Origin of the sequence: Streptomyces sp. NBC_00210, assembly GCF_045160975.1 — a bacterium.
Classification (GTDB): domain Bacteria; phylum Actinomycetota; class Actinomycetes; order Streptomycetales; family Streptomycetaceae; genus Streptomyces.
The window spans coordinates 3,464,750-3,490,763 of sequence record NZ_CP108120.1 but is presented as its reverse complement, the minus strand read 5'-3'; the positions used below and the strand labels follow the sequence as shown (position 1 = coordinate 3,490,763).

Genomic DNA, 26,014 nt, shown 5'->3' with positions numbered 1-26,014 from the left:
GGGCAATCAGCTGTTACGTGGGCAAAGCGCGTGTCGTTGGCAGCATGGCCGGGTGACCCAAGTGACTGAGCACAGCCCGTCGATGTCGCCGCCGCAGGCCTCGGCCGTCGTACAGGGGGGTCGTGCGCCCGCGCTGGCCGCGGCCGTTGTGCGCGGGGCGACCGCGGCGGGGCTCGGTCTCGGCACGCTCGCCGTCCTGGTGACGGTGCTGTGGATCAGCTCGCCGTATCCGGACAGCGGTCCAAGCGAGGCACTGCATGCCGCCGCCGGACTGTGGCTGCTCGCCCACGGCGTGGAGCTCGTACGGGCCGGAACGCTCTCCGGGCACCCGGCGCCGGTCGGTGTCGTGCCGCTGCTCGTCGCAGTGCTGCCCGCCTGGCTGGCGCACCGGGCGACGCGCGACGCGCTGGAGCCGGACGAGGGGCGGCCGCGGCCGTCGGCGCGGGGCGCGCTGTGCGCGGTGAGTGCGGGATATCTGCTGGTCGGCGGGGCGGTGGCGGGCTATGCGGCGAGCGGTCCACTGGCGGTGAATCCGCTGAGCGCGGTACTGCATCTGCCACTGGTGACGGTGTGCGCGGCAGGGGTCGGGGTCTGGCGGGCGTGGAGGTCCACCGACGCCCGCCAGGGCGAAGGGGGAGGCCGACCGCTCGGGCCGCTGCCGGGGTGGCTGCCCGAGTGGCTGCGGGGGGAGGCTGCCCGCACCCGGGTGGCCGTCGCGCTGCGGTCCGCGGCGGCGGGCGCGCTGACGCTGGTCGGGGGCGGGGCACTGCTGGTGGCGGCGTCGCTGGTGTGGCACGCGGACGCCACTCAGGACTCGTTCCTGCACCTGGCGGAGGACTGGTCGGGGCGGTTCGGGGTGCTGCTGCTGGGTCTTGCGCTGGTCCCGAACGCGGCGGTGTGGGGGGCGGCGTACGGGCTCGGCCCCGGCTTCGCGCTCGGTACGGGCGCGACGGCGACACCACTGGCGCTAGTTGGGGACCCGGCGTTGCCACCCTTCCCGCTGCTCGCTGCGGTCCCGGTGGAGGGGCGGGGGACCGCGCTGAACTGGGCGGCGGTGGCGGTGCCGGTGGTGGCGGGGGTGGTGGTCGCGTGGCTCACGGTACGGACGGCCGAGCAGCGGGGCGTCCGCGAGACCGCGCTGAGGGCGCTGCTGGGTGCGGTGGGTTGCGGGGTGCTGATGGCGCTGCTGGCGGCGGCAGCGGGCGGCCCGCTGGGCACGGGCCGGCTGGCGGCGTTCGGCCCGACATGGTGGCTGACGGGCGGGGCGGCGATGGTGTGGTCGGCGGTGATCGGGGTGCCGGGGGCGTTGGGGGTGCGGGCTTGGCGGGTGAGGGGGCGGGAGGTGCCGGTGCCGGTGGAGGCGGTGGGGGAGGGGCCGCCCGAACCGTCTGGTCTGCATGGCTCGTCGGATCTGAACGATCTGAACGATCTGAACGATCTGAACGATCTGAACGATCTGGACGAGGAGGCGGAGGAGTCGTACGACTTCGTGCCGATCGGGGCTTGGGGGGAGAACCCGCCGGTGGCGGTGCCGGTGCCGTTGCCGGAAGAACCGTCCGAGCCGGAGCGGTTGCCGGTGGAAGTGGCCGAGCCGGAGCCGCTGCCCGAGGAAGGGGCCGAGCCGTCGGCCGAGCCGGAGCCGCCGGGGGAGTCGTCGGCACCGTAGGAGCTACCCCCATCCCGTAACTGGGGGCAGGGCCCCCAGACCCCCGATGGTGCGGCAGCTTCGCGCCGCGGGCGCGCCCCAGCCCGGGGCCGTGCGGCGGTTTCGCACCGCGAGGGTTTCCCCCGAGACCCCACCCGTGCGGCGGCTTCGTGCCGCAACCGGTTCGCCGCCCCGAACCCCAGCCCCCCGCCTCGCTACTCCTTGATGCCGATCAGGCCGCGCAGCGGGTCCGGGAGCAAGTCGTTGCAGGCCAGTTGGCCCGACTTCGTCAGGGCGTCGTTCACGCACGTGTAGTAGTCGCGGTAGACCAGCTGCGCCGTGAACGACGCCGTCACGATCATCAGCGCGATGCTCGCCATGACCAGGCCGCTCACCGCCGCCGTCAGCTGGGGCCTGTTCGGGGACGAAGGTGCCCCCGGAGGCGGTGGCGTGGACGAGGTCCGGGCGTCCGCGGTGCGGCGCGTGGGCTTGGCGCGGAGGGAGCTGATGCTCCAGTACAGCGCCAGCGCGCCCAGCAGCAGCCCGATCTCCGGCAGGTCGAACAGCGCGAAGAAGAACGCCCACATGCCCGACAACAGCGCATAGCGTGCCCGTCTCTGCGCCGGGTCCGTCGGGTCCCACTTCAGGCCGGCGGGGGGAGAGCCGTCCGGGCCCTGCTGGCCGCCGCCGTTCTGGCCGGGCTGGCCGCCGGGGCGGCCGCCGAAGCCGCCGCCCGAGGAGCGGCCCGGCTGGCGGCTGCTCCACTGGCTGCCCCTGGACGAAGAGTCACGATCTCCGGAGTCCGAGTCCGAGTCCGAGTTCGAGTCCGAGTCCGAGTCGAGGTCGGGGCCGGAGGACGACGACGAGTTGTTCGTGGGGCGCCGCGGCTGCCAGGGCTGGTCCGGCCTGCCCTCCGGCGGCGGCGCGAAGGGGTTGGTCTCGTCCGTGGACTGGCGCTCCCGCGGCAACAGGAGGTCCGTACGGTGGCGTCGGTCCGGCATCTGGTGAACGTCTTCCCCTCAGACCCTGCGCACTTGGGGTCTTGTGTCGTCGTGCCCGCCAGAGGACGGGTCCTGTCCCCAGACGCTACCTCCCGGCCACGCCCCCGTCCCGTGGGGGCCGTTCTGTGTGCCGGTATCGTTGCTGACGGTCGGCGCCTTCGTAGAGTTCCCCGTATCGAGGGGTGCGATCCGTTCGTACGACCACACAAATGACGCACCACAAGCCGTACAGCACCGCGAGAAAGAGACCCGCCGTGGCCTCCCCGCCCCCCTCCGCCCGACCGGCCCGCCTCGTGGTCCTGGTCTCCGGATCCGGTACGAACCTTCAGGCCCTGCTCGACGCCATCGACGAGGACCCGGAGGGCTTCGGCGCCCGTATCGTCTCCGTCGGGGCCGACCGGGACCGGATCGCCGGGCTCGAGCGTGCCGAGCGCGCCGGGCTTCCCACGTTCGTGTGCAAGGTGAAGGACTACGAGACCCGCGAGGCGTGGGACCACGCACTCGCCGAGGCCACCGCGGAGTACGAGCCGGACCTCGTCGTCTCGGCCGGCTTCATGAAGATCGTGGGCAAGGAATTCCTCGCCCGCTTCGGCGGCCGGTTCATGAATACGCACCCTGCCCTGCTGCCCAGCTTCCCCGGGGCCCACGGCGTGCGCGACGCGCTCGCGTACGGCGCCAAGGTCACCGGGTGCACCGTCCACTTCGTCGACGACGGCGTCGACACCGGCCCGATCATCGCGCAGGGCGTGGTCGAGGTCCGGGACGAGGACGACGAAGTCGCTCTTCATGAGCGCATCAAGGAAGTCGAGCGAGCGCTGCTCGTCGAGGTCGTGGGGCGTCTGGCCCGTAACGGCTACCGCATTGAGGGACGAAAGGTAGTTTTCCCGTGACTGTTGAGGCCGAGAAGCGGGCCATCCGGCGAGCGCTGGTCAGCGTGTACGACAAGACGGGTCTCGAGGAGCTCGCCCGCGGGCTGCACGAGGCGGGCGTGGAGCTGGTCTCCACCGGCTCGACCGCCGCGAAGATCGCCGCGGCCGGGGTGCCGGTCACCAAGGTCGAGGAGCTCACCGGCTTCCCCGAGTGTCTGGACGGCCGGGTCAAGACGCTGCACCCGCGCGTGCACGCCGGGATCCTCGCGGATCTGAGGCTCGAGTCGCACCGTGAGCAGCTCGCCGAGCTGGGTGTCGAGCCCTTCGACCTGGTGGTCGTCAACCTCTACCCCTTCCGCGAGACCGTCGAGTCCGGCGCCACCCCGGACGAGTGCGTGGAGCAGATCGACATCGGCGGCCCGTCGATGGTCCGCGCCGCGGCCAAGAACCACCCGTCCGTCGCGGTCGTCACGAGCCCGGCGCGGTACGCGGACGTCCTCGCCGCGGTGCGGGAGGGCGGCTTCGACCTGGCCGAGCGCAAGCGGCTCGCCGCCGAGGCCTTCCAGCACACCGCCGCGTACGACGTGGCCGTCGCGTCCTGGTTCGCCTCTTCCTATGCGCCCGCCGACGACTCGGTCCTCCCCGACTTCCTGGGTGCGACCTTCGAGCGTACGAACGTTCTCAGGTACGGCGAGAACCCGCACCAGGCGGCCGCTCTCTACTCCAACGGCAACGGTGGCCTCGCCGATGCCGAGCAGTTGCACGGCAAGGAGATGTCGTACAACAACTACGTCGACACAGAGGCGGCCCGGCGGGCGGCGTACGACCACGACGGGCCCGCCGTCGCGATCATCAAGCACGCCAACCCGTGCGGCATCGCGGTCGGCGCGGACGTCGCCGAGGCGCACCGCAAGGCGCACGCCTGCGACCCGCTCTCGGCGTTCGGCGGGGTCATCGCCGTCAACCGGCCGGTGACGGTCGCGCTCGCCGAGCAGGTCGCCGAGATCTTCACCGAGGTCATCGTGGCTCCGGCGTACGAGGACGGCGCGGTCGAGGTGCTGGCACGCAAGAAGAACATCCGCGTGCTGCGGTGCGAGGGTGCCCCGGCGGCGCCCGTCGAGCTGCGCCCGATCGAGGGCGGCGCGCTCCTCCAGATCAAGGACCGCCTCCAGGCGGATGGCGACGACCCGGCGAACTGGACGCTGGCGACGGGCGATGCGCTGTCGGCGGCCGAGCTGGCCGAGCTGGCCTTCGCCTGGAGGGCCTGCCGCGCGGTGAAGTCCAACGCGATCCTGCTCGCCAAGGACGGCGCGTCGGTCGGCGTCGGCATGGGCCAGGTCAACCGCGTCGACTCCGCGAAGCTCGCCGTGGAGCGGGCGGGTGCGGAGCGTGCGGAGGGCTCGTACGCCGCGTCCGACGCGTTCTTCCCGTTCCCGGACGGTCTGGAGATCCTGACGGCCGCGGGCATCAAGGCGGTGGTCCAGCCGGGCGGTTCGGTCCGTGACGAGCTGGTCGTCGAGGCCGCGAAGAAGGCGGGCGTGACGATGTACTTCACGGGGACGCGGCACTTCTTCCACTGAGCAGTCGCTGAGCAGTCGCTGATCGGTCGGCCGAGGAGTCGACTGAGCGGCAGGCGCGAAAAGGCCGCGTCCCGAATTCGGGACGCGGCCTTTGCCGTACAGCTCGTCAGCGGTTGGTTCAGACGCGCTGACGGTTGAACCAGGCGCCGCCGTCCGACTTGCCGACGAACACGGCCACGAGGATCGCGAGCACCGTGTGGGCCAGGCCGACGATGACGAACGGGTAGATGCCCAGGATCGCCGTGATGATGCCGAACACCATCGCGGTGACGCGGATGCCGTTGCCGCCGCTGCTGAACTTGGCGCCCAGGAAGATGGCGAGCACGCCCCAGAGCAGAACCGCGACCCCGAGGGCGTAGACCCCGCCCGTCGGGAAGTCGGCGAGGTCCTTGAACTGGATGTCGTCCTTGAGGGCCGGGTTGTCCTGGGCCTTGCTGATGGCCGCGCCGGTGAGGAAGAACAGCACCGCGCCGATCACCTGGAAGCCGGCGATGACGAACAGCATCACGCGGGCCGCCTTCACACCGCCCGGCATCTCGGTCGGGCCGCCGGCGAAGCCACCGGCGTACGGCTGGACCGGCGGGGCCTGGGGGTAGCCGTAACCGGGCTGGCCCTGGGGCTGCTGGCCCTGGGGGTAGCCGTAGCCCGGCTGGCCGCCCTGCTGCTGGCCGTAGGGGTTGTTCGGGTCGCCGAAGCTCATTGCGGGATTCCTCCGTTGGAAAATGCGGGGACGGCGCGGTCCGAGCGGAGGAACGTCGTGAAATATGCGGTTTGCCCCCCAACACTGCCGCGGTAGTGCGCGGTCATCGTCGTCTTTTGGTCGACTTTTTGTCCAGTCGGTATTCGTGTGTGTTGTGCAAGTGCAACCTCCTATTCGCGTCGGCGGGGGCGGGGCGGCGGCGTGATGCGAGCCGCAACGGCGGCGTCATGAGGGCCGGAGCCGCGGAGCGATCAGGACCGAATTGGAACAGGGACGGGTCTATCCGCGAGGATGGGTCCATGACTGCCCAGATTCTCGATGGCAAGGCCACCGCAGCCGCGATCAAGTCCGATCTGACCGCCCGCGTGGCGGCGCTCAAGGCGCGGGGTGTCACTCCCGGTCTTGGGACTCTGCTGGTCGGGGACGACCCGGGTAGCCGCTGGTACGTGAACGGCAAGCACAAGGACTGCGCGCAGGTCGGCATCGCGTCGATCCAGCGCGAGCTGCCCGACACCGCCACGCAGGAAGAGATCGAGGCGGTCGTCCGCGAGCTCAACGACAATCCCGACTGCACGGGCTACATCGTCCAACTCCCCCTTCCCAAGGGCATCGACGCCAACCGTGTGCTGGAGCTGATGGACCCGTCGAAGGATGCGGACGGACTGCACCCGATGAGCCTGGGCAGGCTGGTGCTGGGGATCAAGGGTCCGCTGCCGTGCACTCCGTACGGGATCGTGCAGCTGCTGAGGCACCACGACGTGGAGATCAACGGCGCGAATGTGGTGGTCGTCGGGCGCGGGATCACCATCGGGCGGCCGATGCCGCTGGTGCTGACGCGCAAGTCCGAGAACGCGACGGTGACGCAGTGCCACACGGGTACGCGTGATCTGTCCGCGCATCTGCGGCAGGCGGACATCATCGTGGCGGCGGCGGGTGTGCCGCACCTGGTGAAGCCGGAGGACGTCAAGCCGGGCGCGGCGGTCCTGGATGTCGGTGTGAGCCGCGACGAGAACGGCAAGATTGTCGGGGACGTCCACCCGGGCGTCGCGGAGGTGGCCGGCTGGGTCGCCCCGAACCCGGGCGGGGTGGGCCCGATGACACGGGCGCAGCTGCTGGTCAACGTCGTCGAAGCGGCGGAGCGCGCGGTCGGCGCCGCGAGCTGACGGGGAAGGCGCGAGCGCATGGGCGTGAGCAGGAACGACGAAGGGGCGGCCCGGCCGGCCCCGACCGCTGGTGCCGCCGGGACGACGTCCGGCGCGGACGGCGGCATGACGACACCTGGTGACCCGGTCGGCGGTGCCGCTCCCGCGGGTGGCGGCCTGAAGCCTGCTGCTCCCGTGGGTGGCGCCGTCCCCGCGCCGGAGGCGGCCGAGCGCGCCGCGGACCCGGCCGGCCCGGATGCCGCCCTGGTCGGCGGGTCCGGCCCCCTGCCGGACGCGGCCGACCCGGAGGTGGGCGACGCCGTCGAGGCGGCGCTCGCCGAGGCGGTCCACCCGCGGTCACCCACCGTCGGCACAGACGTGCCCACCGCTGTCGTCGGCCGGTCGGCCAAGGTCGACATGGGCGACCAGGCTTCCTTCGATTCGGAGGCCGGCAGTCCCAACGGGAGTGCCCCTCGCGTCGATGTCGGCCTGAGCAAGGCGCCTTCCCGGCGGCCGCCTGCCCTCACCCGGGACACCGCCCGGCCCGAAGGCGGAGGGCGGGCCGCGCCCGGGGATGCCTCCGCGCCCGCGCGGCAGTGGCCCCTGCTCACCGTGCTCGGGCTCGCCGGGCTCGGGCTCGTCATCGTCGCCAGTGACGGCTTCGCCGACGCCTTCCGCATCGGCACCATCCTCATCGGCGTGGCCCTGATCACCGGCGCCGTCATGCGCCGCGTACTGCCCTCCGTCGGCATGCTCGCCGTGCGCTCGCGCTTCACCGACATGGTCACGTACGGGCTGCTCGGCACCCTGATCGTCCTGCTCGCGCTGGTGACGCAGCCGAAGCCGTGGCTGGACGTCCCGTTCCTGGAAGACGCGGTCCACTTCACCGTCAGATAGCGCACCGTCAGATAGCGCCGCGTTACCGTCAGACAGCTCCGCGTTGAGTATCTTGATCACGGGATGTCGGGATATATCGACGCGTGAGAGGGACGTTCCACCTCATGGCCAAGATCAAGGTAGTCAACCCCGTCGTCGAGCTCGACGGCGACGAGATGACCCGCATCATCTGGTCCTTCATCAAGGACAGGTTGATCCTCCCGTACCTCGATGTCGAGCTGAAATACTTCGATCTGGGCATCGAGCACCGCGACGCCACCAACGACCAGGTGACCGTCGACGCCGCCAACGCCATCAAGACGTACGGCGTCGGCGTGAAGTGCGCCACGATCACGCCGGACGAGGCGCGGGTCGAGGAGTTCAACCTCAAGGCGATGTACCGCTCGCCGAACGGCACCATCCGAAACATCCTCGGTGGCGTGATCTTCCGTGAGCCGATCATCATGGAGAACGTGCCGCGGCTCGTCCCGGGCTGGACCAAGCCCATCGTCGTCGGCCGTCACGCCTTCGGCGACCAGTACCGCGCCACCGATCTGAAGGTCCCGGGACCGGGCACCCTCACCATGACCTTCACCCCGAAGGACGGCACCGACCCGATCGAGCTCGAAGTGCACGAGTTCCCGGGCTCCGGCGTCGCGCTCGGCATGTACAACCACGACGCGTCGATCCGCGACTTCGCGCGCGCCTCGTTCCGGTACGGCCTCGCCCGTAACTACCCGGTCTACATGTCCACGAAGAACACGATCCTCAAGAAGTACGACGGCCGCTTCAAGGACATCTTCCAGGAGATCTTCGACGCCGAGTTCCAGACGGACTTCGACAAGGCGGGCCTGACCTACGAGCACCGTCTGATCGACGACATGGTCGCCGCGGCGCTCAAGTGGGAGGGCGGCTACGTCTGGGCGTGCAAGAACTACGACGGCGACGTCCAGTCCGACATCGTCGCGCAGGGCTTCGGTTCGCTGGGGCTGATGACCTCCGTGCTGATGTCGGCCGACGGCAAGACCGTCGAGGCCGAGGCCGCCCACGGCACGGTCACCCGCCACTACCGCCAGCACCAGCAGGGCAAGCCCACCTCGACCAACCCGATCGCCTCGATCTTCGCCTGGACCCGGGGTCTCGCCCACCGCGGCAAGCTGGACGGCACCCCCGAGGTCACCAGGTTCGCGGAGACTCTGGAGCAGGTGTGCATCGAGACCGTCGAGGGCGGCCAGATGACGAAGGACCTGGCGCTGCTGATCTCCAAGGACACTCCATGGCAGACGACGGAGCAGTTCCTGGAGGCGCTCGAGGCCAACCTGCAGAAGAAGATGGCGGTTGCCTGAGCGGCCGCAGCGGCTGCATGAGGGTGGCCCGCCTCTCCCCCGGGGAGGCGGGTCACCCTCGGCACCGCCCAGGACCTGGTCCAAGGGTGAGGACCTGGTCCAAGGGTCAGGGCCTGGCCCAAGAGGTCAGGACGTGGTTCCAGAAGTCAGGACGTGGTCCCAGAAGTCAGGGCCTGGCCCCAGAAGTTACGGGCAGTCCGCATCCGGCGTCGTCCTGCCCCGGGTTGAACTCCGCGCCCACCCCACGCGGTAGCCGCCCGGTTCCTGCAACTACCGCGGTACTGCGCAAGGTTGACGTACGGCCGTCCGCACGGCGGCTACGCTGCGGCGATGCGCATCCGCCCCCTCGCCGTCGACGCGCTCATCGCCGTCGCGATGACCAGCGTGGCCGTGCTCCTCGGGCAGGAGGCCACCAGCCAGGGCTGGCCCCGGCTGGACGCCCCGGCCTATGTCCTCGTGGGGCTCGCCAATCTGCCCCTCGCACTGCGCAGCAAGGCCCCGGTGGCCATCTGCCTCTTCGTCCATCTCGTGATGATCGGCTACATCAGCGCCGGCCACTGGCCGGTGGTGACCACCTTCGGCCCGATGGTCGCGGTCTACACGGTCGCCTCCGTGCGCTCCGTGCGCATCTCCCTCGCCTCCGCCGCGCTCATGGCCGCGGTGTGGATCTACGCGGGGCTGGTGACCGAACGCTCCTCCATGCCCTCCGTCGTCGGCCAGGCGCTGCTCTTCCCCGCGGTTCTGTGGCGCTTCGGCCTCATCGCCCGCCGGTCCACCGAACTCGCCCGCCAACTGCGCAGGGAGCAGGCCGAGCGGGCCAAGCGCGAAGTGGCTCAGGAGCGCGGGCGGATCGCACGCGAGCTGCACGACGTGGTCGCCCACCACATGTCGGTGATATCCGTGCAGGCGGGCCTCGCGCGCTTTGTCCTCGACTCCGACCCGGGCACCACACGCAGTGCGCTGTCGACCATCGCCGACACCAGCCAGGAAGGGCTCGAAGAGCTCAGACGCATGCTGCACCTGCTGCGGGCGGAGGAGACCGACAGCGCACCGGTCGCGCCCATGCCCGGTCTGGCCCGGCTCGGGGAGCTGGTCGAGCGGGTACGGGCCGGCGGTGTCCCGGTCCAGCTGCGGACCGAGGGCACTGAGCGCCCCCTCGCGCCCGGCGTGGAGCTGTGCGCGTACCGCGTTGTCCAGGAGGCCCTGACCAACGTACTGAAGCACGCCCCGCACGCGAGCACGACCGTTGAACTGCACTATCTCCAGCACCATGTGAGGATTTCGGTCACCGACGACGGTGAGGGGGTGATTCCGGACAGAGTCCGGACCGGCGCAGGACATGGCTTGATCGGGATGCGGGAGCGGGCCAAGCTCTACGGCGGGACGATCAGCATCGGCCCGCGCAGCGGCGGTGGCTTCTCGGTGCAACTGACACTGCCCACCTCCGCGCAGGCACTGGGCCAGGGGGATGACGCAGGGGGTTGACGCCACGGGATGACCAGAGTCCTCGTCGTCGACGACCAGTTCCTCATCCGCGCGGGTCTGGTGGCGCTGCTGCGCGCGGCGCCCGGCATCGAGGTGGTCGGTGAGGCGGGCGACGGCGCCGAGGCGGTCGCACAGGCCGCGGCCACCCGGCCCGATGTGATCCTGATGGACATCCGGATGCCCGGCATGAGCGGGATCGCCGCCACCGAGCGCATTCTGGCCGAAGCGCTCGATCCGGCGCCCCGGATCCTCATCCTGACCACCTTCGACCTGGACGAGTATGTGTACGGGGCGCTTCGCGCCGGTGCCTCGGGCTTCCTGCTCAAGGACTCGGGACCGGAGCGGCTGCTCACAGCCGTGGCCGTGGTCGGCGGCGGTGACGCGCTCTTCGCGCCCAGCGTCACCCGGCGGCTGGTCGAGACATTCGCACGGCACGCCGGCCCGACGTCCGAACCGCCCCCGGATCTCCGGGCGTTGACCGGGCGCGAGCTCGAGGTGCTGAAGCTGACCGCGCGTGGCCTGACCAATCTGGAGATCGCGGATCAGCTCTTCATCAGCGAGGCGACCGTCAAGACGCATCTGAACCGTGCGATGACCAAGCTGGATCTGGACAGCCGGGCGCAGGCGGTGGTGGTGGCGTACGAGACGGGACTGGTGACGCCGGGCGGCGGTGCGCCCTGAGCGGTACGGGAGTGCTTCGGCCGAGCCCGCGGCCGCGTGTGCGAGTGTTTTCGGCCGAGCCCGCGGCCCCCGAATCCGTACGAACGCCACAGTGCCCGTTTCGTACGAACGCAACAGCGCCCGTCCCCTCCCCCGAGGGAGGACGGGCGCCGTTGTGTTTCCAGGGTCATGGACGCGCCAAGTCCATACAAGGGACGGTTGGGGCCTGTGGCACGGAAGTGACCATTCCGCCACGGTGTGATCGTTGGGCTACGTTTGCGACACTGAGGCGGCAGCCGGGGCGGGGCGCACATCGGGGCGCACCAACCGTCCCCAATGCTCCCGTGCACGCCGATATCAGGAACTGACATCCTGGCCCTGCGCATCCCACTGGGTAGTCCGGTACTCGGACCCCCGGCGGGTACCGCACGGGGGTCCGACAGCACGGGGCACATCAGGCCCGTTCGGGGAGACAAGGGGGGAAGTACATGCCTCGTTGGAAGGCACTGCCGGAAGAGCTCGACCCGCAGGTCAAGGAGTTCGCCAGCCAGCTGCGGCGGCTTGTCGACCGCAGCGGGCTGAGCATCGCAGCCGTGGCGGACAGCACCGGCTACAGCAAGACGTCCTGGGAGCGGTATCTGAACGGCCGGCTGCTCGCGCCCAAGGGCGCGATAGTCGCGCTGGCAGAAGTGACCGGCACGAACGCGCTCCATCTCACCACCATGTGGGAGCTCGCGGAGCGTGCGTGGAGCCGTGCCGAGATGCGTCACGACATGACGATGGAAGCGATACGGATCTCTCAGGCGCGAGCGGCGCTCGGGGAATTCGGCCCGGCTCCGGCGGGCACGGCGAACAGCGGGGCGGGCGGCCGGACCAGCGCGCCCGAGGACCCGGGCGGCCGTGATCCCGAGCGGCAGGACCAGTCGTATCTGCCGACCCGGAGCGAGCCCGGCCACCAGGGGCCGACGGCCACGCCTCCGTCTCCCGGACAGGGCGCATCCGGCCAGTCAGGTCCCGGCCAGTCAGGTCCCGCCCGGTCAGGTCCCGGCCGGGGACGTGCGGGGCGCGGCGGTTCCGGGCGGGGCGGCGGCAAGCACAAGGTCACCATGTTCCTGGTCGGCCTCGTCGGCGCGCTGCTGGTGATCGCCGCGGCCGTGCTGCTGACCGACCTCGGCGGCGACGGCGGCGACGCCAAGGCGGCGTCCCAGACCCCGTCGGCAACACCGACCACCAGCAGCCCGCAGTTGCCCGCCGGGGTGAAGTGCAGCGGCAAGGACTGCACCGGCCAGGACCCGGAGACGATGGGCTGCGGCGGCCAGTTCGCCAAGACCGTCTCGTCCGCGACCGTGGGCAAGACCCTTGTCGAGGTCCGCTACAGCAAGACCTGCCAGGCGGCCTGGGCCCGTATCACTCGGGCGGCTCCCGGCGACACGGTGCAGATCAGCGTCGGCGGCGACGGCGCGCAGAATGGTCTGGTGAACGCCGACAACGACGCGTACACACCGATGACCGCGGTGACCGGACCGGCCGATGCCAAGGCCTGCGCGACCCTCAAGACCGGTGTGAAGGGCTGCACCACGCCGCAGTGAGCCGCGCCACAAGGGGGCGTGGGTCGGCCGGGTCCCGGGTCGGATAGCCTGATCGCTGGATATCTCTTCACGTCAAGATTCAGTCCGAGTTTCGGGACGGAATGACCAGACGTGGCGGGGGTGTCCAGCATCAGGGGCAGGGAAACCCCACCGCCAGCTGTCTTACGGAGATCGCCATGACCCGCACTCCCGTCAACGTCACCGTGACCGGCGCGGCCGGCCAGATCGGCTACGCGCTGCTCTTCCGCATCGCCTCCGGCCACCTGCTCGGCGCGGATGTGCCGGTCAAGCTGCGCCTTCTCGAAATCCCGCAGGGCCTCAAGGCCGCCGAGGGCACCGCGATGGAGCTCGATGACTGCGCCTTCCCGCTGCTGCGCGGCATCGAGATCACGGACGACCCGAACGTCGCCTTCGACGGCGCGAACGTAGCCCTCCTCGTGGGCGCCCGCCCGCGCACCAAGGGCATGGAGCGCGGCGACCTCCTCTCCGCCAACGGCGGCATCTTCAAGCCGCAGGGCAAGGCGATCAACGACAACGCCGCGGACGACATCAAGGTCCTCGTCGTCGGCAACCCGGCCAACACCAACGCGCTGATCGCGCAGGCCGCCGCCCCGGACGTACCGGCCGAGCGCTTCACCGCGATGACCCGCCTCGACCACAACCGCGCGATCTCGCAGCTGGCGAAGAAGACCGGCGCGCAGGTCACCGACATCAAGCGCCTCACCATCTGGGGCAACCACTCGGCGACCCAGTACCCGGACATCTTCCACGCGGAGGTCGCTGGCAAGAACGCCGCCGAGACCGTGAACGACGAGAAGTGGCTGGCCGACACCTTCATCCCGACCGTCGCCAAGCGCGGCGCCGCGATCATCGAGGCCCGCGGCGCGTCCTCGGCCGCGTCCGCCGCGAACGCCGCGCTCGACCACGTGTACACCTGGGTCAACGGCACCGCCGAGGGCGACTGGACCTCGATGGGCATCCCGTCGGACGGCTCGTACGGCGTGCCGGAGGGCCTGATCTCGTCCTTCCCGGTCACCACGAAGGACGGCAAGTACGAGATCGTCCAGGGCCTGGAGATCAACGACTTCTCGCGTGCGCGGATCGACGCGTCGGTGCAGGAGCTGGCGGAGGAGCGCGCGGCGGTCCGTGAGCTCGGCCTCATCTGAGGCATCTGACCCCACACCGCCCCCGGCAGCCGACTGGCAGCCGGGGGCGGTTTCGTTCGGGGGCAGTCAGCCGAGCCGACCTCCCCTCGGCGCGCCGCGCCTGCCGAGCGCAAGCATGCCCGCAGTGCGCATGCGTACGGCCCGCCGGTAGGGAACCGGCGCGCCGTACGCCGGGCGCCCCGTCAGGTGAGCCGGCTACCGATGTCCCCCGCTGCCTGGTCACCGCGGCGTAGGCAGCGAATAAGTGACACACGACACGTTGCGCATGCTTTCCACCCCCAGGGGCAGGCGACCCGTCCGCCGGTCCTTGCCGGCGAGGTACAAATCGGGAACGGAAGGCTAAACACGACGTGTCGGCACAACAGACCATCCACGTGGGCGGAGAGTGGCGAGCAGCCGCCTCCGGCGCCGCGCGCGAGATCATCGACCCCGCTGACGCGACCGTATTTGCCGTCGTCGCGGAGGGTGGAGCCGAGGACGTCGATGCCGCCGTCGCCGCCGCGCGTACCGCGTTCGACCAGGGCGAATGGCCCCGCACGCCCGTCGCCGAGCGGGCCGCGCTGCTGCGGCGGGTCGCGGACCTGCTGCAGCGGAACCGCGAAGCCCTCGGCGTGCTGGAGAGCCGGGACGCGGGCAAGACCGTCGAGGAAGGCCGCATCGACGTCGACTGTGTGAGTGACGCCTTCCGCTACTTCGCCGACCTCGTCATGAACGAGAGCGGCGGGCGGGTGGTCGATGCCGGTTCGCCGGACATACACAGCGTGGTGGTGCATGAGCCCGTCGGCGTCTGTGCGCTGATCACGCCGTGGAACTATCCACTCCTGCAGGCCAGTTGGAAGATCGCCCCGGCGCTGGCCGCGGGCAACACTTTTGTGATCAAGCCGAGTGAGATCACTCCGCTGACGACCGTCGAGCTGATCCAGCTGCTGGAGGAGGCGGGGCTGCCCGCCGGCGTGGCGAACATCGTGACCGGCGCGGGCGACCCCGTAGGGGCCCGGCTCGCCGAGCATCCCGATGTGGATCTCGTGTCCTTCACCGGCGGGCTCACCAGCGGTACGAAGGTGATGCGCGCCGCCGCCGACAGCGTCAAGAAGGTCGCACTCGAACTCGGCGGCAAGAATCCCAATGTCGTCTTCGCCGATGCGTGCGAAAGCGACGCGGGCTTCGACACGGCTGTGGACCAGGCGCTCAACGCCGCCTTCATCCACAGCGGTCAGGTCTGCTCCGCCGGGTCCCGGCTCATCATCGAGGAGTCCCTGCGCGAGCGATTCGTCGCCGAACTCGCCCGCCGGGCCGAGCAGATCCGCCTCGGCCGCGGCACCGACGACGGTGTGGAGTGCGGCCCACTCGTATCCGCCCAGCAGCTTGCCAGGACGGAGTCCTTCGTTGCTTCCGCGCTGGCCGAAGGGGCGGTGCTGCGGGCCGGGGGCCGGGGGCCGGAGGGCGACGGTTACTTCTACCGGCCCACCGTCCTCGATCAGTGCCACCGCTCCATGCGCGTCGTACGCGAAGAGGTCTTCGGACCCGTACTGACCGTCGAGACCTTCCGTACGGAGGACGAGGCCGTCGCGCTCGCCAACGACACCGAGTACGGCCTCGCCGGCGCCGTCTGGACCGCCGACCCGGGCCGCGCGCGGCGTGTGGCCGGGCGGCTGCGGCACGGAACCGTCTGGATCAACGACTTCCATCCGTATCTCCCGCAGGCCGAGTGGGGCGGATTCGGGAAGTCCGGCATCGGGCGCGAGCTGGGGCCGGCCGGTCTCGCCGAGTACCGCGAGGCCAAGCACATCTACCAGAACCTCGACCCGCGCCCCGTGCGCTGGTTCGCGGGCTGAGCAGGAGAACCAGAACATGACCACGTACGACTATGTCGTCGTCGGGGGTGGCACCGCCGGATCCGTCATCGCTTCCCGGCTCACCGAGAACCCGGACGTCACCGTCGCCGTCATCGAAGGTGGACCGAGCGACGTCGGCCGGGACGACGTGCTCACCCTGCGGCGCTGGATGGGGCTGCTCGGCGGCGAGCTCGACTACGACTACCCCACCACCGAGCAGCCGCGCGGCAACTCCCACATCCGGCACAGCCGCGCCCGCGTGCTCGGCGGCTGTTCTTCCCACAACACCCTCATCGCCTTCCGGCCGCTGCCGTCCGACTGGGACGAGTGGGCGGCGGCCGGTGCCGAGGGCTGGGATGCCGAAGCCATGGACCCGTACTTCGACCGGCTGCTCAACAACATCGTGCCGGTCGACGAGGCGGACCGTAACGCCATCGCCCGGGACTTCGTCGACGCGGCCCAGGCCGCGCTCGCCGTCCCGCGCGTCGAGGGCTTCAACCAGAAGCCCTTCCACGAGGGCGTCGGCTTCTTCGACCTCGCGTACCACCCGGAGAACAACAAGCGTTCCTCCGCCTCGGTCGCGTATCTCCACCCGTTCCTGGACCGGCCGAACCTCCATATCGCGCTGGAGACCTGGGCGTACCGGCTGGAGCTCGACGGCACCCGGGCCAGGGGCGTGCATGTCCGTACGAAGGACGGCGAGGAGCGGTTCGTCCGGGCCCGTCGCGAAGTCCTCGTCTGCGCGGGCGCGGTGGACACACCGCGGCTGCTGCTGCACTCCGGCATCGGGCCGCGCGCCGACCTGGAGGCGCTCGGGATCCCCGTCGTACACGATCTGCCGGGCGTCGGCGAGAACCTGCTCGACCACCCGGAGTCGGTGATCGTCTGGGAGACGCACGGGCCGATCCCCGAGAACTCGGCGATGGACAGCGACGCCGGTCTGTTCGTACGGCGCGACCCGGACGCCCAGGGGCCGGACCTGATGTTCCACTTCTACCAGGTTCCGTTCACCGACAACCCCGAGCGACTGGGGTACGAGCGGCCCGCGCACGGCGTGTCGATGACGCCGAACATCCCCAAGCCGCGCAGCCGCGGCCGGCTGTATCTGACCAGCGCGGATCCACAGGTCAAGCCTGCTCTGGACTTCCGGTACTTCACGGACGAGGACGACTACGACGGCCGCACGCTCGTCGACGGGATCAAGCTCGCCCGCGAGATCGCGAAGGCCGAGCCGCTGGCGGGCCGGCTGAAGCGGGAGGTCTGCCCGGGGCCCGAGATCACCTCGGACGAGGCGATCAGCGAGTACGCGCGGAGCGTCGCGCACACCGTGTACCACCCCGCCGGTACCTGCCGGATGGGGTCATCGACGGATGAACTTTCCGTCGTTTCACCGGACTTGAGGATCCACGGGCTCGACGGCATCCGCATCGCCGACGCGTCCGTCTTCCCGACCATGCCTGCCGTGAACCCGATGATCGGGGTCCTGATGGTGGGAGAAAAGTGCGCGGAGCTGCTTGCAGCGGCGCCCGAGGAAAGGGGCAGCGCCCTATGACCGACATCAGCACCGGACCCGAGACCGGTACCGCCTTGAAGAAGGACGGGGATCAGCCGCCCGTCTTCTCCGTGCGCGAGCTGTGGAAGGTCTTCGGCCCGAAGTCCGACCGCATCCCCGGCAACGCCGAACTCGGCGCGCTCGCCCCGGCCGAGCTGCGCGAGCGCACCGGCTGCACCGCCGCCGTACGCGATGTGTCCTTCGACGTCCGCAAGGGCGAGGTCTTCGTCGTCATGGGCCTGTCCGGCTCCGGCAAGTCGACGCTCGTACGCTGTCTGACCCGGCTCATCGAGCCGACGTCCGGGGCGATCGTCATCGACGGCGAGGACGTGCTCTCCATGGACGCGGCACGGCTGCGCGAACTGCGCCGCCACCGCGCGTCGATGGTCTTCCAGCACTTCGGCCTGCTGCCGCACCGCTCGGTGCTCGACAACGTCGCGTACGGACTCGAGATCCAGGGCATGGGCAAGACCGCGCGCCGGTCCCGGGCGGCGGAGGTCGTCGCCAAGGTCGGCCTGGAGGGTCTTGAGCACCGGCGGCCCGGCCAGCTGTCCGGCGGTCAGCAGCAGCGTGTCGGGCTGGCCCGCGCGCTAGCCGTCGACCCCGAAGTGCTGCTCTTCGACGAGCCGTTCAGCGCGCTCGACCCGCTGATCCGCCGCGATATGCAGGAGGAGGTCATCCGGCTGCACCGCGAGGAGGGCCGCACGATGATCTTCATCACCCACGACCTGAGCGAGGCGCTGAAGCTGGGTGACCGCATCGCGCTGATGCGGGACGGCCGGATTGTGCAGCTGGGCACGCCGGAGGAGATCGTGGGCTCGCCCGCGGACGACTACGTACGGGACTTCGTGCGCGATGTGCCGCGCGAGCAGGTGATGACGGTGCGTACGGCGATGCGCCCGGCGGCCGCGGACGAGGCGGAGTCGGGGCCGGCGCTCGCCCCCGACGCGACGGTCTTCGAGGCGATCGAGTCGGTCGCCCGCAGCGGCCGGACGGCACGCGTGGTGGAGAACGGCAACTGCCTGGGAGTGGTGGACCACGCGGGTCTGCTGGACGTGGTGGCGGGCCTCGACCGCGGCGCCCATACGGACAAGGCGGTCGTCGCATGACGGCCGTCGTCACCGCCCCCGCCAAGGAAACGCCCGCACTGCGCAACGTCCTGAAGAACCGGGTGCAGCGCAAGCTGCTCGTGCTCGCAGTCGGGGCGCTGGTCCTGCTGCCTCTCGGCATCGCCCTGTGGGGCAGCGGCAGTTGGCCCTCCGGGCTGACCCTCGACATCTCCCGCCCCCTCGACGACGCCAACCAGTGGGTCATCGACAACCGTGACACCCACCCCCTCTTCCTCTACTTCCTGCTGCACTTCTCCAACACCGCCACCGACGCGGTCGACGTCGTCTACCGGTTCCTGGACGCCATGGGCTGGCCGGGCGTCTTCGCCGCGGGTGTGCTGTTCGCCTGGCGTGGCGCCGGGCTCGGACGGCGTGGGATCAAGGTCGCGGCCACCGCGTTCGGGACGTTCGGCGCCTGCGGGCTGCTCGGGATGTGGGACGCCACGCTGCTGACCATCGCGCTGATGGTCGTGTCGGTCGCCGTCGCCGCGCTGCTCGGCGTGCTGATCGGGCTCGCCGCCGGTCTTTCCGATCGCGTCGACCGGGCACTGCGGCCGGTCCTCGACACCATGCAGGTGCTGCCCGCCTTCGCGTATCTGCTGCCGTTCGTGCTGGTCTTCGGCACCGGCACGCCCGCCGCGCTGTTCTGCACGGTCATCTACGCCGCCCCGCCCATGGCCCGCCTCACCGCGCTGGGGCTGCGCGGCGCCGACCCCGCCGTGCTGGAGGCCTCCGCCTCGCTCGGCGCGAGTGCATGGCAGCGGCTGCGGACCGCGCGGCTGCCGCTGGCGCGCAAGCAGATGCTCCTCGGCCTCAATCAGACGATCATGATGGCGCTCTCGATGGTCGTCATCGCGGCCCTCGTCGGAGCCGGCGGCCTCGGCGAAGAGGTCTACTCGGCGCTCTCCACGGTCGACGTCGGCAAGGCGCTCGCGGCGGGCATCCCGATCGTGCTGATCGCGGTCTGGCTGGACCGTACGACGGCTGCGGCCGGCGACCGTATCGGTGAGAGCGCACCGGGCGGCGGGCTGCTGCACGGCCGCCCGGCCTGGGCGCTCGCCGTCGGGGGTGTGGTGGCCGCATCGCTGGCGGGCCTGGTCGTCGGCAAGGCGTGGCCCGAGGCGTGGACGTACGACATCTCCACGCCCGTCAACAAGGCCCAGAACTGGATCACCGAGAACCTCGCGTCCGGCGTGCCGGTATTCGGCGGCACCGAAGTGTGGTCCGAGCACTTCACGCTCTGGATCCTCAACCCCCTGCGCGATGGCCTGATCTGGCTGCCGTGGTGGTCGGTCCTGCTGCTCGTCGCGGCCCTGGCCTGGCTGGTCGGCACCTGGGCGACCGCGCTGACCGCGACGCTCTCGATGGGCGCGATCGGCGTGCTCGGGGTGTGGGGCAAGTCCCTCGACACGCTGTCACAGGTGCTCGCGGCGCTGGTCCTCACGCTCGTGCTCGGCGTGCTCGCAGGCGTCTTCTGCGCACGTGCGGGGCGGATCGAACGCTGGCTGCGGCCGGTGCTGGACGCCATGCAGACGATGCCGCAGTTCGTCTATCTCATCCCGGTGGTCGCGCTGTTCGGCGTCACCCGGGCCTCGGCGATCATCGCGGCCGTCGTCTACGCGCTGCCCGCGGTCGTACGCATCACCACCCAGGGCCTGCGCGAGGTCGACCCGGCCGCGCTGGAGGCCTCCCGCTCGCTGGGTGCGTCGACCCGCCAGCAACTCCTCCAGGTCCAGCTCCCCCTGGCCCGCCCGGCGCTGCAACTCGCCGTCAACCAGGGCGTGGTCCTGGTGCTGGCCGTGGTCGTCGTCGGCGGCCTGGTCGGCGGCGGGGCGCTGGGCTACGACGTCGTGAAGGGCCTGTCCCGGGGCGAGATGGGCATCGGGATGACGGCCGGAGTGGCGATTGTCTGCCTCGGTCTCGTACTGGACCGGATCACCCAGCCCGGCTCCCGCAAGCAGTCCCACTGACCCCTTTTAACCCAATTATCAGGAGCACCATGCGCACCCTCCGTATCTCCACTGCTGTCATCAGCGCCCTCGGCGTCCTCACCCTCAGCGCGTGCGGCGCTGCCGAGACCGGCAAGAAGGACGAGGCCGGCGGCAAGAAGTCCGTGACGTTGACCGTGCCTTCGTGGGTCGGCGCGCAGGCCAACACGGCCGTCGCCGGCTACATCCTGAAGAAGGAGCTCGGCTACCACGTCAAGACCCAGCAGATGGGCGAGGTCCTTGCCTGGGACGCGCTCTCCAAGGGCGACATCGACGCGGTCATGGAGGACTGGGGCCACCCCAAGGAGGAGAAGCAGTACGTCACGACGAAGAAGACCGTCGTCAAGGGCGGCGACCTCGGGGTGAACGGACACATCGGCTGGTACGTGCCGAAGTACTGGGCGGACAAGAACCCCGAGGTCACGGACTACAAGAACCTCAACAAGTACGTGAAGGACCTGAAGACCGCGGAGAGCGGTGACAAGGGCCAGATCCTGGAGGGCTCCCCGGACTACGTCACCAACGACGACGCGCTCATCACGAACCTCAAGCTGGATCTGAAGACCAACTACTCGGGCTCCGAGGCCGCGCAGATCACGGCGATCAAGAAGTACGCGAAGGAGAAGAAGCCGTTCCTGACGTACTGGTGGACCCCTCAGTGGCTGAACGAGCAGGTCGAGATGGTCGAGGTCAAGCTGCCGGCGTACAAGGCGGGTTGTGACGCGGACCCGAAGAAGATCGCCTGCGCGTACCCGAACACGCCGCTGCAGAAGTACTTCAACGCGGACTTCGCGAAGAACGGCGGCGAGGCGGCCCAGTTCCTGAAGAACTTCAAGTGGACGACCGAGCAGCAGAACGAGGTCGCGCTGATGATCGCGGGCGAGAAGATGTCGCCGGAGGCGGCGGCGGAGAAGTGGGTCAAGGCGAACGAGGCGACGTGGAAGGCGTGGCTCCCGAAGAAGTAGCCGAGCCCCCCTCTAGCTCTGAAGTAGCTCAAGCGGCTTGAGCTGCCGCGCAGTTGCGATCAAGATCAGTACATGTTCGGACTCAGCAGGCAGGAACTCTCGGTACTCGTGCTGCGGGACGCGGACGGCATCGCCGATGCCGTCCGCGCCGCGCTGTCCACCGCCACCCCGGAAGAGCGCCCAGGCCTGGAGCGCGCCGCCGCCCTCGTCGCCCAGGCCGCGGACACCCCCGCCGCCGAGCTGCGCGGGCGCTGGGTGCGCCAGCAGCTGGACGCGGCCGGCTTCGAAGGCCCGGCCTACTCGATCCACGCCCTCAAGGCCCTGCGCAAGGCCGAGCCGGGACTGAGCCTCGCGACGGCGGTGAGCCTGGCGAAGGACGCGGACGCAACCCGGCCCTGGGCCGGGAAGGCCGACGCCTGACCAGGCGCCCCGGCACGGCGGTCAGCCGCGCAGCTCCTGCGCGATCTTCCGTACCGCCTCCAGCGCCTGGTGCTGCAGGCCCGGCCCGAAGGTGATCCGCGTCGCGCCGAGCCGCCCCAGTTCGGCGACGGACGGGCTGTCCGGGAACGGCGCGACGTTGATCGGGCCCTCGATCTCCGCGCGCAGCAGCGGCAGTTGCTCCGGCGGTACGGCGTAGGGGTAGACGCAGTCCGCCCCCGCCGCCACGTACAGCCGCGCCCTGGAGACCGCCTCCGCCGGGTCGGCCACTTGGCGCAGGAACGAGTCGACCCGGGCGTTGATGAACAGCCCGTCGCCCGCCTCCGCGCGGACCTCGGCGAGCCAGTCGGCGTGCCGCTGCGGATCCTTGAGGGACTTGGTCCCGGCGTCGGAGTCCTCCAGGTTGCAGCCGACCGCACCCGTGTCGAGAAGCCGCGCGACCAGCTCCTTGGGCGGCAGGCCGTAGCCGCCCTCGATGTCCGCCGAGACCGGGACGTCCACGACCCGGGTGATACGGGCGACCGCCGCGAACATCTCGTCCGCGGGCGTCTGCCCGTCCTCGTACCCGAGCGATGCAGCGATCCCCGCGCTCGGCGTCGCAAGGGCCGCGAAGCCCGCGTCCGCGAAGACGCGGGCGCTGGCGGCGTCCCAGGGGCCGGGCAGGACCAGGGGATCGCCGGGTACGCGGTCGTGGTGGAGGGAACGGAAGGTCTCAACGCTCATGACGCGCTCCCGATCTGGTCAGTGCTTGTACTGGCCGGGCGTGTAGTGACCGGGAACCATGCGCGTGCTCACCGCGAAGCGGTTCCAGGCGTTGATGACCGTGATCGTCGAGATCAGCTGGGCGAGCTCCGCCTCGTCGAAGTGCTTGGCCGCCTCCTCGTACGCCTCGTCCGGCACAAAGCCGTCGGTCAGTTCGGTGACCGCCTCCGTCAGCCCGAGCGCCGCGATCTCCTTCGCCGTATAGAAGTGCTGAGACTCCTCCCAGGCGCTGAGCTGGATGATCCGCTCGACCGACTCGCCGGCCGCGAGGGCGTCCTTGGTGTGCATGTCGAGGCAGAACGCGCAGTGGTTGATCTGCGAGGCGCGGATCTTGACCAGTTCGACGAGGACCGGGTCGAGGCCCTGCCGGGCGGCCACGTCCAGTCTGACCATGGCCTTGTAGACCTCGGGCGCAAGCGTGGCCCAGGGCAGCCGGGGGGTGTGCTCGGGCACGTAGGAAGGCTTCTTGTCGGTCGTCTCGCCGGTCATGTCGTCGGTCGTCATGCCTGCGAATCTATTGCCGGTGTGGCGCACGAGTATGGTCCACCTGCATGACCGATTCCTGGGCCACTTTCGGTGCCGACCTGCATCTGGAACTGCGCGGTTCCGGGCTGCGCACGGGGCTGATGGACGCCCTGCGGGAGGCCGTTCGCACCGGACGGCTCGCCCCCGGCACACGGCTGCCGTCCTCCCGCTCGCTCGCCGCCGACATCGGGATCGCCCGCAATACGGTCGCTGACGCGTACGCCGAGCTGGTCGCCGAGGGGTGGCTGACGGCGCAGCAGGGCTCGGGGACGCGGGTCGCCCGCCGCGCCACGGCGCGCAGGCCCGCGGCGGGGGCGGCCAGGGCGCGGCCGGCTCGCCGGGGTCCGCAGTACAACCTGCGGGCCGGACACCCCGACCTCGCCGCCTTCCCGCGGGCCGAGTGGCTGAAAGCGGCCCGCCGGGCGCTGACCGCGGCGCCCCACGAGGCATTTGGATACGGCGATCCGCGCGGGCGCGTCGAGCTGCGCACCGTGCTCGCCGACTATCTGGCGCGGGCGCGCGGCGTGTACGCGGACCCCGAGCGGATCGTGATCTGCTCCGGCTTCGTACACGGGCTGATGCTGATGGGAAAGGTGCTGCGGCGGCGACGGGTGCGGGAGGTGGCCGTCGAGTCGTACGGGCTCGATGAGCACTGGAATCTGCTGGCCGAGGCGGGGTTGCGGACGCCAGCGCTGCCGTTTGACGAACTGGGCTCCCAGACAGGCGAGTTGGGTGCTCTGCGCGGGGTCGGGGCGGTGCTGCTGACGCCCGCGCACCAGTTCCCGGTGGGCGTCGCCCTGCACCCCGACAGGCGGGCGGCCGCCGTCGACTGGGCGCGGGGGAGCGGCGGGGTGATCCTGGAGGACGACTACGACGGGGAGTTCCGCTACGACCGCCAGCCGGTGGGCGCGCTCCAGGGGCTCGACCCCGACCGGGTGGTGTATCTGGGCACGGCGAGCAAGTCGCTGGCGCCGGGGCTGCGGCTCGCCTGGATGGTCCTGCCGGAGGAGCTGGTGGAGCCCGTGCTCGCGGCGAAGGGGCCGGTGGACTGGGTGTCGAGCGCGCTGGACCAGCTGACGCTCGCGGAGTTCATCTCGTCGGGCGCGTACGACCGTCATGTACGGGGAATGCGGCTGCGCTACCGCAGAAGGCGCGACCAACTGGTGGCGGCGCTGGCGGAGCGCGCACCGGACATCCGGGTCAGCGGGATCGCGGCGGGACTGCACGCGGTCCTCGAACTCCCGTCGGGCACCGAGCAGGCCGTGGTCCAGGCGGCTGCATGGCATGGCCTCTCCGTGGAGGGCGTCTCCCGCTACCGGCACAAGGACGCGCCGCGGGGGCGGGACGCTCTGGTGGTGGGGTACGGGACGCCGCCGGACAGTGCTTGGTCGGGGGCGCTGGACGCACTGTGCCGGGCATTGCCGTAACTGGGGGCTTGCCCCCAGCCAGGCGAAGCTCTGGGGGAGGGCGGGTAGGGGAACCGCCCCGCTCAGGCCGCCGCCGCACCCTCCTGCACCTCCGAAGCCGCAGGCGGCTCGCCGAACCGCGCCAGCGTCAGCGCCCCCGCCACCGCCACCACGAAGCCCGCCACGGCCAGCCATGCCAAGCCCTCCCGGGTACGGTCGCCCAGCCACACCACGCCCACCAGCGCCGGGCCGATCGTCTCGCCGATCACCATGCCCGCCGTGGCCGTCGTCACCGAGCCGCGCTGCAGGGCGGAGGTGAGCAGCAGGAACGCCGCGGCCCCGCCGAGCAGCAGCGCATACAGTGCCGGATTGCCCAGGACACCCGGCAGAGCCACCGAGTCGATCAGTCGGACCGAGACCTCGACGACGCCGAAGCCGAAGCCCGCGCCCAGGCCGAGCACCAGGGCGCGCGGCTTGTCGGGGAGGCGGCCCGCGGCCGCGCCGACGAGGAGTACGGCGAACGCGATCCCGAGCATGGACCAGCGCAGCGCGGACGATCCGGCCTTGTCGCCCTCCTCACCGGAGGCGAGACCCAGCATCGCCAGGCCCGCGCAGACCACCGCGACGGCGCCCCACTCGATACCGCTCAGCCGGACATGGAGCAGGCGGGAGGCGACCACGGCGGTGACCGCGAGGCTGGCGGCGAGCGCCGCGCCGACCGCGTAGATGGGGATGGAGCGCAGGGCGACGATCTGGAGGACGAAACCGAGGCCGTCGAGGGCGAGTCCGGCGATATATCGCCACTGGCGCAGCGCGCGCAGCAGCAGCGCCGCGTCCACGCCGGAACCGGTGCCCGGCTGCGTGGCGCGAGCGGCGACGGCTTGGAGAACGGAGGCCGTGCCGTAGCAGACCGCTGAACCGAGCGCGCAGATCATCCCAATGAGCACAAAGCGACTCTAGATGAGGACGGTTGGCGGACCGGGCTGTCAGCCGTGCGGGGCGGCCCTCTAGTCTGTCCGGCGATCTACTGGCTTGAATCGAACGGGGGCGACCGGCTGATGGCACGACGCAGGCTGAGGTCGAGCACGGTGGTGCTCGGCGGCATGGGGGTGCTCGCGGCGACGCTGACGGCGTGCAGCTCGGAGCCCGACGAGCGGTGTGTCGATCCGGTGACCTACGAAGTGCTGCCCGACTACAAGTGCGACGGCGACGGCGACGCCGACAGCGACGGATACAACAGCTCCGGCCGGTACTACTACGGTGGCAGGGTGAGCGGTGGCCGGGCCGAGGGCGGCAGCTTCGACAGGACCGCCGTCGACAGCGGCGGTTTCGGCCACTCCAGCTCCGGCGGCGGCTGAGTACGGGGCACCCAGAG

The 26,014-nt window shown here is 70.7% G+C and carries 23 protein-coding genes; 18 read left to right on the top strand and 5 right to left on the bottom strand.

Annotated features, from left to right (window positions below):
- The first annotated feature begins 52 nt into the window (after positions 1 to 52).
- On the top strand, positions 53 to 1,666 hold the full coding sequence (locus OG729_RS15710; protein WP_405806638.1) for a DUF6350 family protein: 1,614 nt from the start codon (positions 53 to 55) through the stop codon (positions 1,664 to 1,666).
- Between the two features lie 194 nt (positions 1,667 to 1,860).
- On the opposite strand, the gene OG729_RS15705 is transcribed toward OG729_RS15710, so the two are convergent.
- Positions 1,861 to 2,646 carry a hypothetical protein gene (locus tag OG729_RS15705; RefSeq protein WP_405806636.1) on the bottom strand — a complete coding sequence of 262 codons (786 nt, stop codon included), beginning with the start codon at positions 2,644 to 2,646 and terminating at the stop codon, positions 1,861 to 1,863.
- Between the two features lie 209 nt (positions 2,647 to 2,855).
- Here OG729_RS15705 and purN point away from each other — a divergent pair, with 209 nt between their 5' ends.
- Together purN and purH are read left to right on the top strand one after the other, a co-directional pair.
- Positions 2,856 to 3,536, top strand: a complete 681-nt coding sequence (purN, locus tag OG729_RS15700) for a phosphoribosylglycinamide formyltransferase (RefSeq protein WP_405806635.1) — start codon at positions 2,856 to 2,858, stop codon at positions 3,534 to 3,536.
- Positions 3,533 to 5,095, top strand: coding sequence for a bifunctional phosphoribosylaminoimidazolecarboxamide formyltransferase/IMP cyclohydrolase (gene purH, locus OG729_RS15695; RefSeq protein ID WP_405806633.1), 1,563 nt, complete (start codon positions 3,533 to 3,535; stop codon positions 5,093 to 5,095). Before purN ends, purH begins: the two co-directional genes overlap by 4 nt.
- A 118-nt stretch (positions 5,096 to 5,213) precedes the next feature.
- Here the strand turns inward: purH and OG729_RS15690 are convergent, their stop codons facing one another.
- Positions 5,214 to 5,795 carry a hypothetical protein gene (locus OG729_RS15690; RefSeq protein WP_404725667.1) on the bottom strand — a complete coding sequence of 194 codons (582 nt, stop codon included), beginning with the start codon at positions 5,793 to 5,795 and terminating at the stop codon, positions 5,214 to 5,216.
- A 299-nt stretch (positions 5,796 to 6,094) separates the two neighbouring features.
- Here OG729_RS15690 and OG729_RS15685 point away from each other — a divergent pair, with 299 nt between their 5' ends.
- The 13 genes from OG729_RS15685 to OG729_RS15625 all read left to right on the top strand — a co-directional run bounded on the left by OG729_RS15685 (position 6,095) and on the right by OG729_RS15625 (position 21,928).
- On the top strand, positions 6,095 to 6,958 hold the full coding sequence (locus OG729_RS15685) for a bifunctional methylenetetrahydrofolate dehydrogenase/methenyltetrahydrofolate cyclohydrolase (protein ID WP_360871783.1): 864 nt from the start codon (positions 6,095 to 6,097) through the stop codon (positions 6,956 to 6,958).
- Positions 6,959 to 6,976: 18 nt separating this feature from the next.
- Positions 6,977 to 7,834, top strand: coding sequence for a DUF3017 domain-containing protein (locus OG729_RS15680; protein ID WP_405806632.1), 858 nt, complete (start codon positions 6,977 to 6,979; stop codon positions 7,832 to 7,834).
- Between the two features lie 104 nt (positions 7,835 to 7,938).
- Entirely contained in the window at positions 7,939 to 9,159 is a 1,221-nt protein-coding gene (locus OG729_RS15675) for an NADP-dependent isocitrate dehydrogenase (RefSeq protein WP_405806630.1), read from the top strand.
- A gap of 330 nt (positions 9,160 to 9,489) precedes the next feature.
- Positions 9,490 to 10,644 (top strand): sensor histidine kinase, encoded by a 1,155-nt coding sequence (locus OG729_RS15670; RefSeq protein ID WP_405806628.1) that lies wholly within the window; start codon positions 9,490 to 9,492, stop codon positions 10,642 to 10,644.
- Between the two features lie 9 nt (positions 10,645 to 10,653).
- The gene (locus OG729_RS15665; RefSeq protein ID WP_405806627.1) at positions 10,654 to 11,325 is read left to right on the top strand and encodes a response regulator; all 672 of its coding nucleotides are present in this window, start codon (positions 10,654 to 10,656) and stop codon (positions 11,323 to 11,325) included.
- Between the two features lie 467 nt (positions 11,326 to 11,792).
- Positions 11,793 to 12,893 carry an XRE family transcriptional regulator gene (locus tag OG729_RS15660; protein WP_405806626.1) on the top strand — a complete coding sequence of 367 codons (1,101 nt, stop codon included), beginning with the start codon at positions 11,793 to 11,795 and terminating at the stop codon, positions 12,891 to 12,893.
- A 176-nt stretch (positions 12,894 to 13,069) separates the two neighbouring features.
- Entirely contained in the window at positions 13,070 to 14,059 is a 990-nt protein-coding gene (locus OG729_RS15655) for a malate dehydrogenase (RefSeq protein WP_360871765.1), read from the top strand.
- Positions 14,060 to 14,409: 350 nt separating this feature from the next.
- A complete protein-coding gene (locus tag OG729_RS15650; protein WP_360871763.1) occupies positions 14,410 to 15,894 on the top strand; it encodes an aldehyde dehydrogenase family protein in 1,485 nt (494 codons plus the stop codon).
- Between the two features lie 16 nt (positions 15,895 to 15,910).
- Positions 15,911 to 17,446 (top strand): GMC family oxidoreductase, encoded by a 1,536-nt coding sequence (locus OG729_RS15645; protein WP_405806625.1) that lies wholly within the window; start codon positions 15,911 to 15,913, stop codon positions 17,444 to 17,446.
- The gene (locus OG729_RS15640; protein WP_405806623.1) at positions 17,443 to 18,555 is read left to right on the top strand and encodes a glycine betaine/L-proline ABC transporter ATP-binding protein; all 1,113 of its coding nucleotides are present in this window, start codon (positions 17,443 to 17,445) and stop codon (positions 18,553 to 18,555) included. Before OG729_RS15645 ends, OG729_RS15640 begins: the two co-directional genes overlap by 4 nt.
- Positions 18,552 to 20,525 carry an ABC transporter permease subunit gene (locus tag OG729_RS15635; protein ID WP_405806621.1) on the top strand — a complete coding sequence of 658 codons (1,974 nt, stop codon included), beginning with the start codon at positions 18,552 to 18,554 and terminating at the stop codon, positions 20,523 to 20,525. The genes OG729_RS15640 and OG729_RS15635 overlap by 4 nt, the downstream gene beginning before the upstream one ends.
- A gap of 29 nt (positions 20,526 to 20,554) precedes the next feature.
- Positions 20,555 to 21,508, top strand: coding sequence for an ABC transporter substrate-binding protein (locus OG729_RS15630; RefSeq protein ID WP_360871753.1), 954 nt, complete (start codon positions 20,555 to 20,557; stop codon positions 21,506 to 21,508).
- Between the two features lie 72 nt (positions 21,509 to 21,580).
- Positions 21,581 to 21,928 (top strand): hypothetical protein, encoded by a 348-nt coding sequence (locus tag OG729_RS15625; RefSeq protein ID WP_360871750.1) that lies wholly within the window; start codon positions 21,581 to 21,583, stop codon positions 21,926 to 21,928.
- Between the two features lie 21 nt (positions 21,929 to 21,949).
- Here OG729_RS15625 and OG729_RS15620 read toward each other — a convergent pair whose 3' ends face one another.
- Complete coding sequence (locus OG729_RS15620) at positions 21,950 to 22,669, bottom strand: isocitrate lyase/phosphoenolpyruvate mutase family protein (RefSeq protein WP_405806619.1); 720 nt, start codon at positions 22,667 to 22,669, stop codon at positions 21,950 to 21,952.
- Positions 22,670 to 22,687: 18 nt separating this feature from the next.
- The gene (locus OG729_RS15615; RefSeq protein ID WP_405806618.1) at positions 22,688 to 23,212 is read right to left on the bottom strand and encodes a carboxymuconolactone decarboxylase family protein; all 525 of its coding nucleotides are present in this window, start codon (positions 23,210 to 23,212) and stop codon (positions 22,688 to 22,690) included.
- Between the two features lie 47 nt (positions 23,213 to 23,259).
- Between OG729_RS15615 and OG729_RS15610 the strand changes: the two genes are divergently transcribed.
- The gene (locus tag OG729_RS15610) at positions 23,260 to 24,660 is read left to right on the top strand and encodes a PLP-dependent aminotransferase family protein (protein WP_405806616.1); all 1,401 of its coding nucleotides are present in this window, start codon (positions 23,260 to 23,262) and stop codon (positions 24,658 to 24,660) included.
- A gap of 62 nt (positions 24,661 to 24,722) precedes the next feature.
- Here OG729_RS15610 and OG729_RS15605 read toward each other — a convergent pair whose 3' ends face one another.
- A complete protein-coding gene (locus OG729_RS15605; RefSeq protein WP_360871926.1) occupies positions 24,723 to 25,574 on the bottom strand; it encodes a hypothetical protein in 852 nt (283 codons plus the stop codon).
- Positions 25,575 to 25,697: 123 nt separating this feature from the next.
- Between OG729_RS15605 and OG729_RS15600 the strand changes: the two genes are divergently transcribed.
- Positions 25,698 to 25,997, top strand: a complete 300-nt coding sequence (locus OG729_RS15600; RefSeq protein WP_360871742.1) for a hypothetical protein — start codon at positions 25,698 to 25,700, stop codon at positions 25,995 to 25,997.
- The last annotated feature ends 17 nt before the right edge of the window (positions 25,998 to 26,014 follow it).

What these genes read in the sequence shown, in the direction of transcription:
- OG729_RS15705 (WP_405806636.1), bottom strand. Translation starts at nt 2,646, where the DNA reads ATGCCGGACCGACGCCACCGTACGGACCTCCTGTTGCCGCGGGAGCGC.
- purN (WP_405806635.1), top strand. Translation starts at nt 2,856, where the DNA reads ATGACGCACCACAAGCCGTACAGCACCGCGAGAAAGAGACCCGCCGTG.
- OG729_RS15690 (WP_404725667.1), bottom strand. Translation starts at nt 5,795, where the DNA reads ATGAGCTTCGGCGACCCGAACAACCCCTACGGCCAGCAGCAGGGCGGC.
- OG729_RS15685 (WP_360871783.1), top strand. Translation starts at nt 6,095, where the DNA reads ATGACTGCCCAGATTCTCGATGGCAAGGCCACCGCAGCCGCGATCAAG.
- OG729_RS15680 (WP_405806632.1), top strand. Translation starts at nt 6,977, where the DNA reads ATGGGCGTGAGCAGGAACGACGAAGGGGCGGCCCGGCCGGCCCCGACC.
- OG729_RS15675 (WP_405806630.1), top strand. Translation starts at nt 7,939, where the DNA reads ATGGCCAAGATCAAGGTAGTCAACCCCGTCGTCGAGCTCGACGGCGAC.
- OG729_RS15670 (WP_405806628.1), top strand. Translation starts at nt 9,490, where the DNA reads ATGCGCATCCGCCCCCTCGCCGTCGACGCGCTCATCGCCGTCGCGATG.
- OG729_RS15665 (WP_405806627.1), top strand. Translation starts at nt 10,654, where the DNA reads ATGACCAGAGTCCTCGTCGTCGACGACCAGTTCCTCATCCGCGCGGGT.
- OG729_RS15660 (WP_405806626.1), top strand. Translation starts at nt 11,793, where the DNA reads ATGCCTCGTTGGAAGGCACTGCCGGAAGAGCTCGACCCGCAGGTCAAG.
- OG729_RS15655 (WP_360871765.1), top strand. Translation starts at nt 13,070, where the DNA reads ATGACCCGCACTCCCGTCAACGTCACCGTGACCGGCGCGGCCGGCCAG.
- OG729_RS15645 (WP_405806625.1), top strand. Translation starts at nt 15,911, where the DNA reads ATGACCACGTACGACTATGTCGTCGTCGGGGGTGGCACCGCCGGATCC.
- OG729_RS15640 (WP_405806623.1), top strand. Translation starts at nt 17,443, where the DNA reads ATGACCGACATCAGCACCGGACCCGAGACCGGTACCGCCTTGAAGAAG.
- OG729_RS15635 (WP_405806621.1), top strand. Translation starts at nt 18,552, where the DNA reads ATGACGGCCGTCGTCACCGCCCCCGCCAAGGAAACGCCCGCACTGCGC.
- OG729_RS15630 (WP_360871753.1), top strand. Translation starts at nt 20,555, where the DNA reads ATGCGCACCCTCCGTATCTCCACTGCTGTCATCAGCGCCCTCGGCGTC.
- OG729_RS15625 (WP_360871750.1), top strand. Translation starts at nt 21,581, where the DNA reads ATGTTCGGACTCAGCAGGCAGGAACTCTCGGTACTCGTGCTGCGGGAC.
- OG729_RS15620 (WP_405806619.1), bottom strand. Translation starts at nt 22,669, where the DNA reads ATGAGCGTTGAGACCTTCCGTTCCCTCCACCACGACCGCGTACCCGGC.
- OG729_RS15615 (WP_405806618.1), bottom strand. Translation starts at nt 23,212, where the DNA reads ATGACGACCGACGACATGACCGGCGAGACGACCGACAAGAAGCCTTCC.
- OG729_RS15610 (WP_405806616.1), top strand. Translation starts at nt 23,260, where the DNA reads ATGACCGATTCCTGGGCCACTTTCGGTGCCGACCTGCATCTGGAACTG.
- OG729_RS15605 (WP_360871926.1), bottom strand. Translation starts at nt 25,574, where the DNA reads ATGATCTGCGCGCTCGGTTCAGCGGTCTGCTACGGCACGGCCTCCGTT.
- OG729_RS15600 (WP_360871742.1), top strand. Translation starts at nt 25,698, where the DNA reads ATGGCACGACGCAGGCTGAGGTCGAGCACGGTGGTGCTCGGCGGCATG.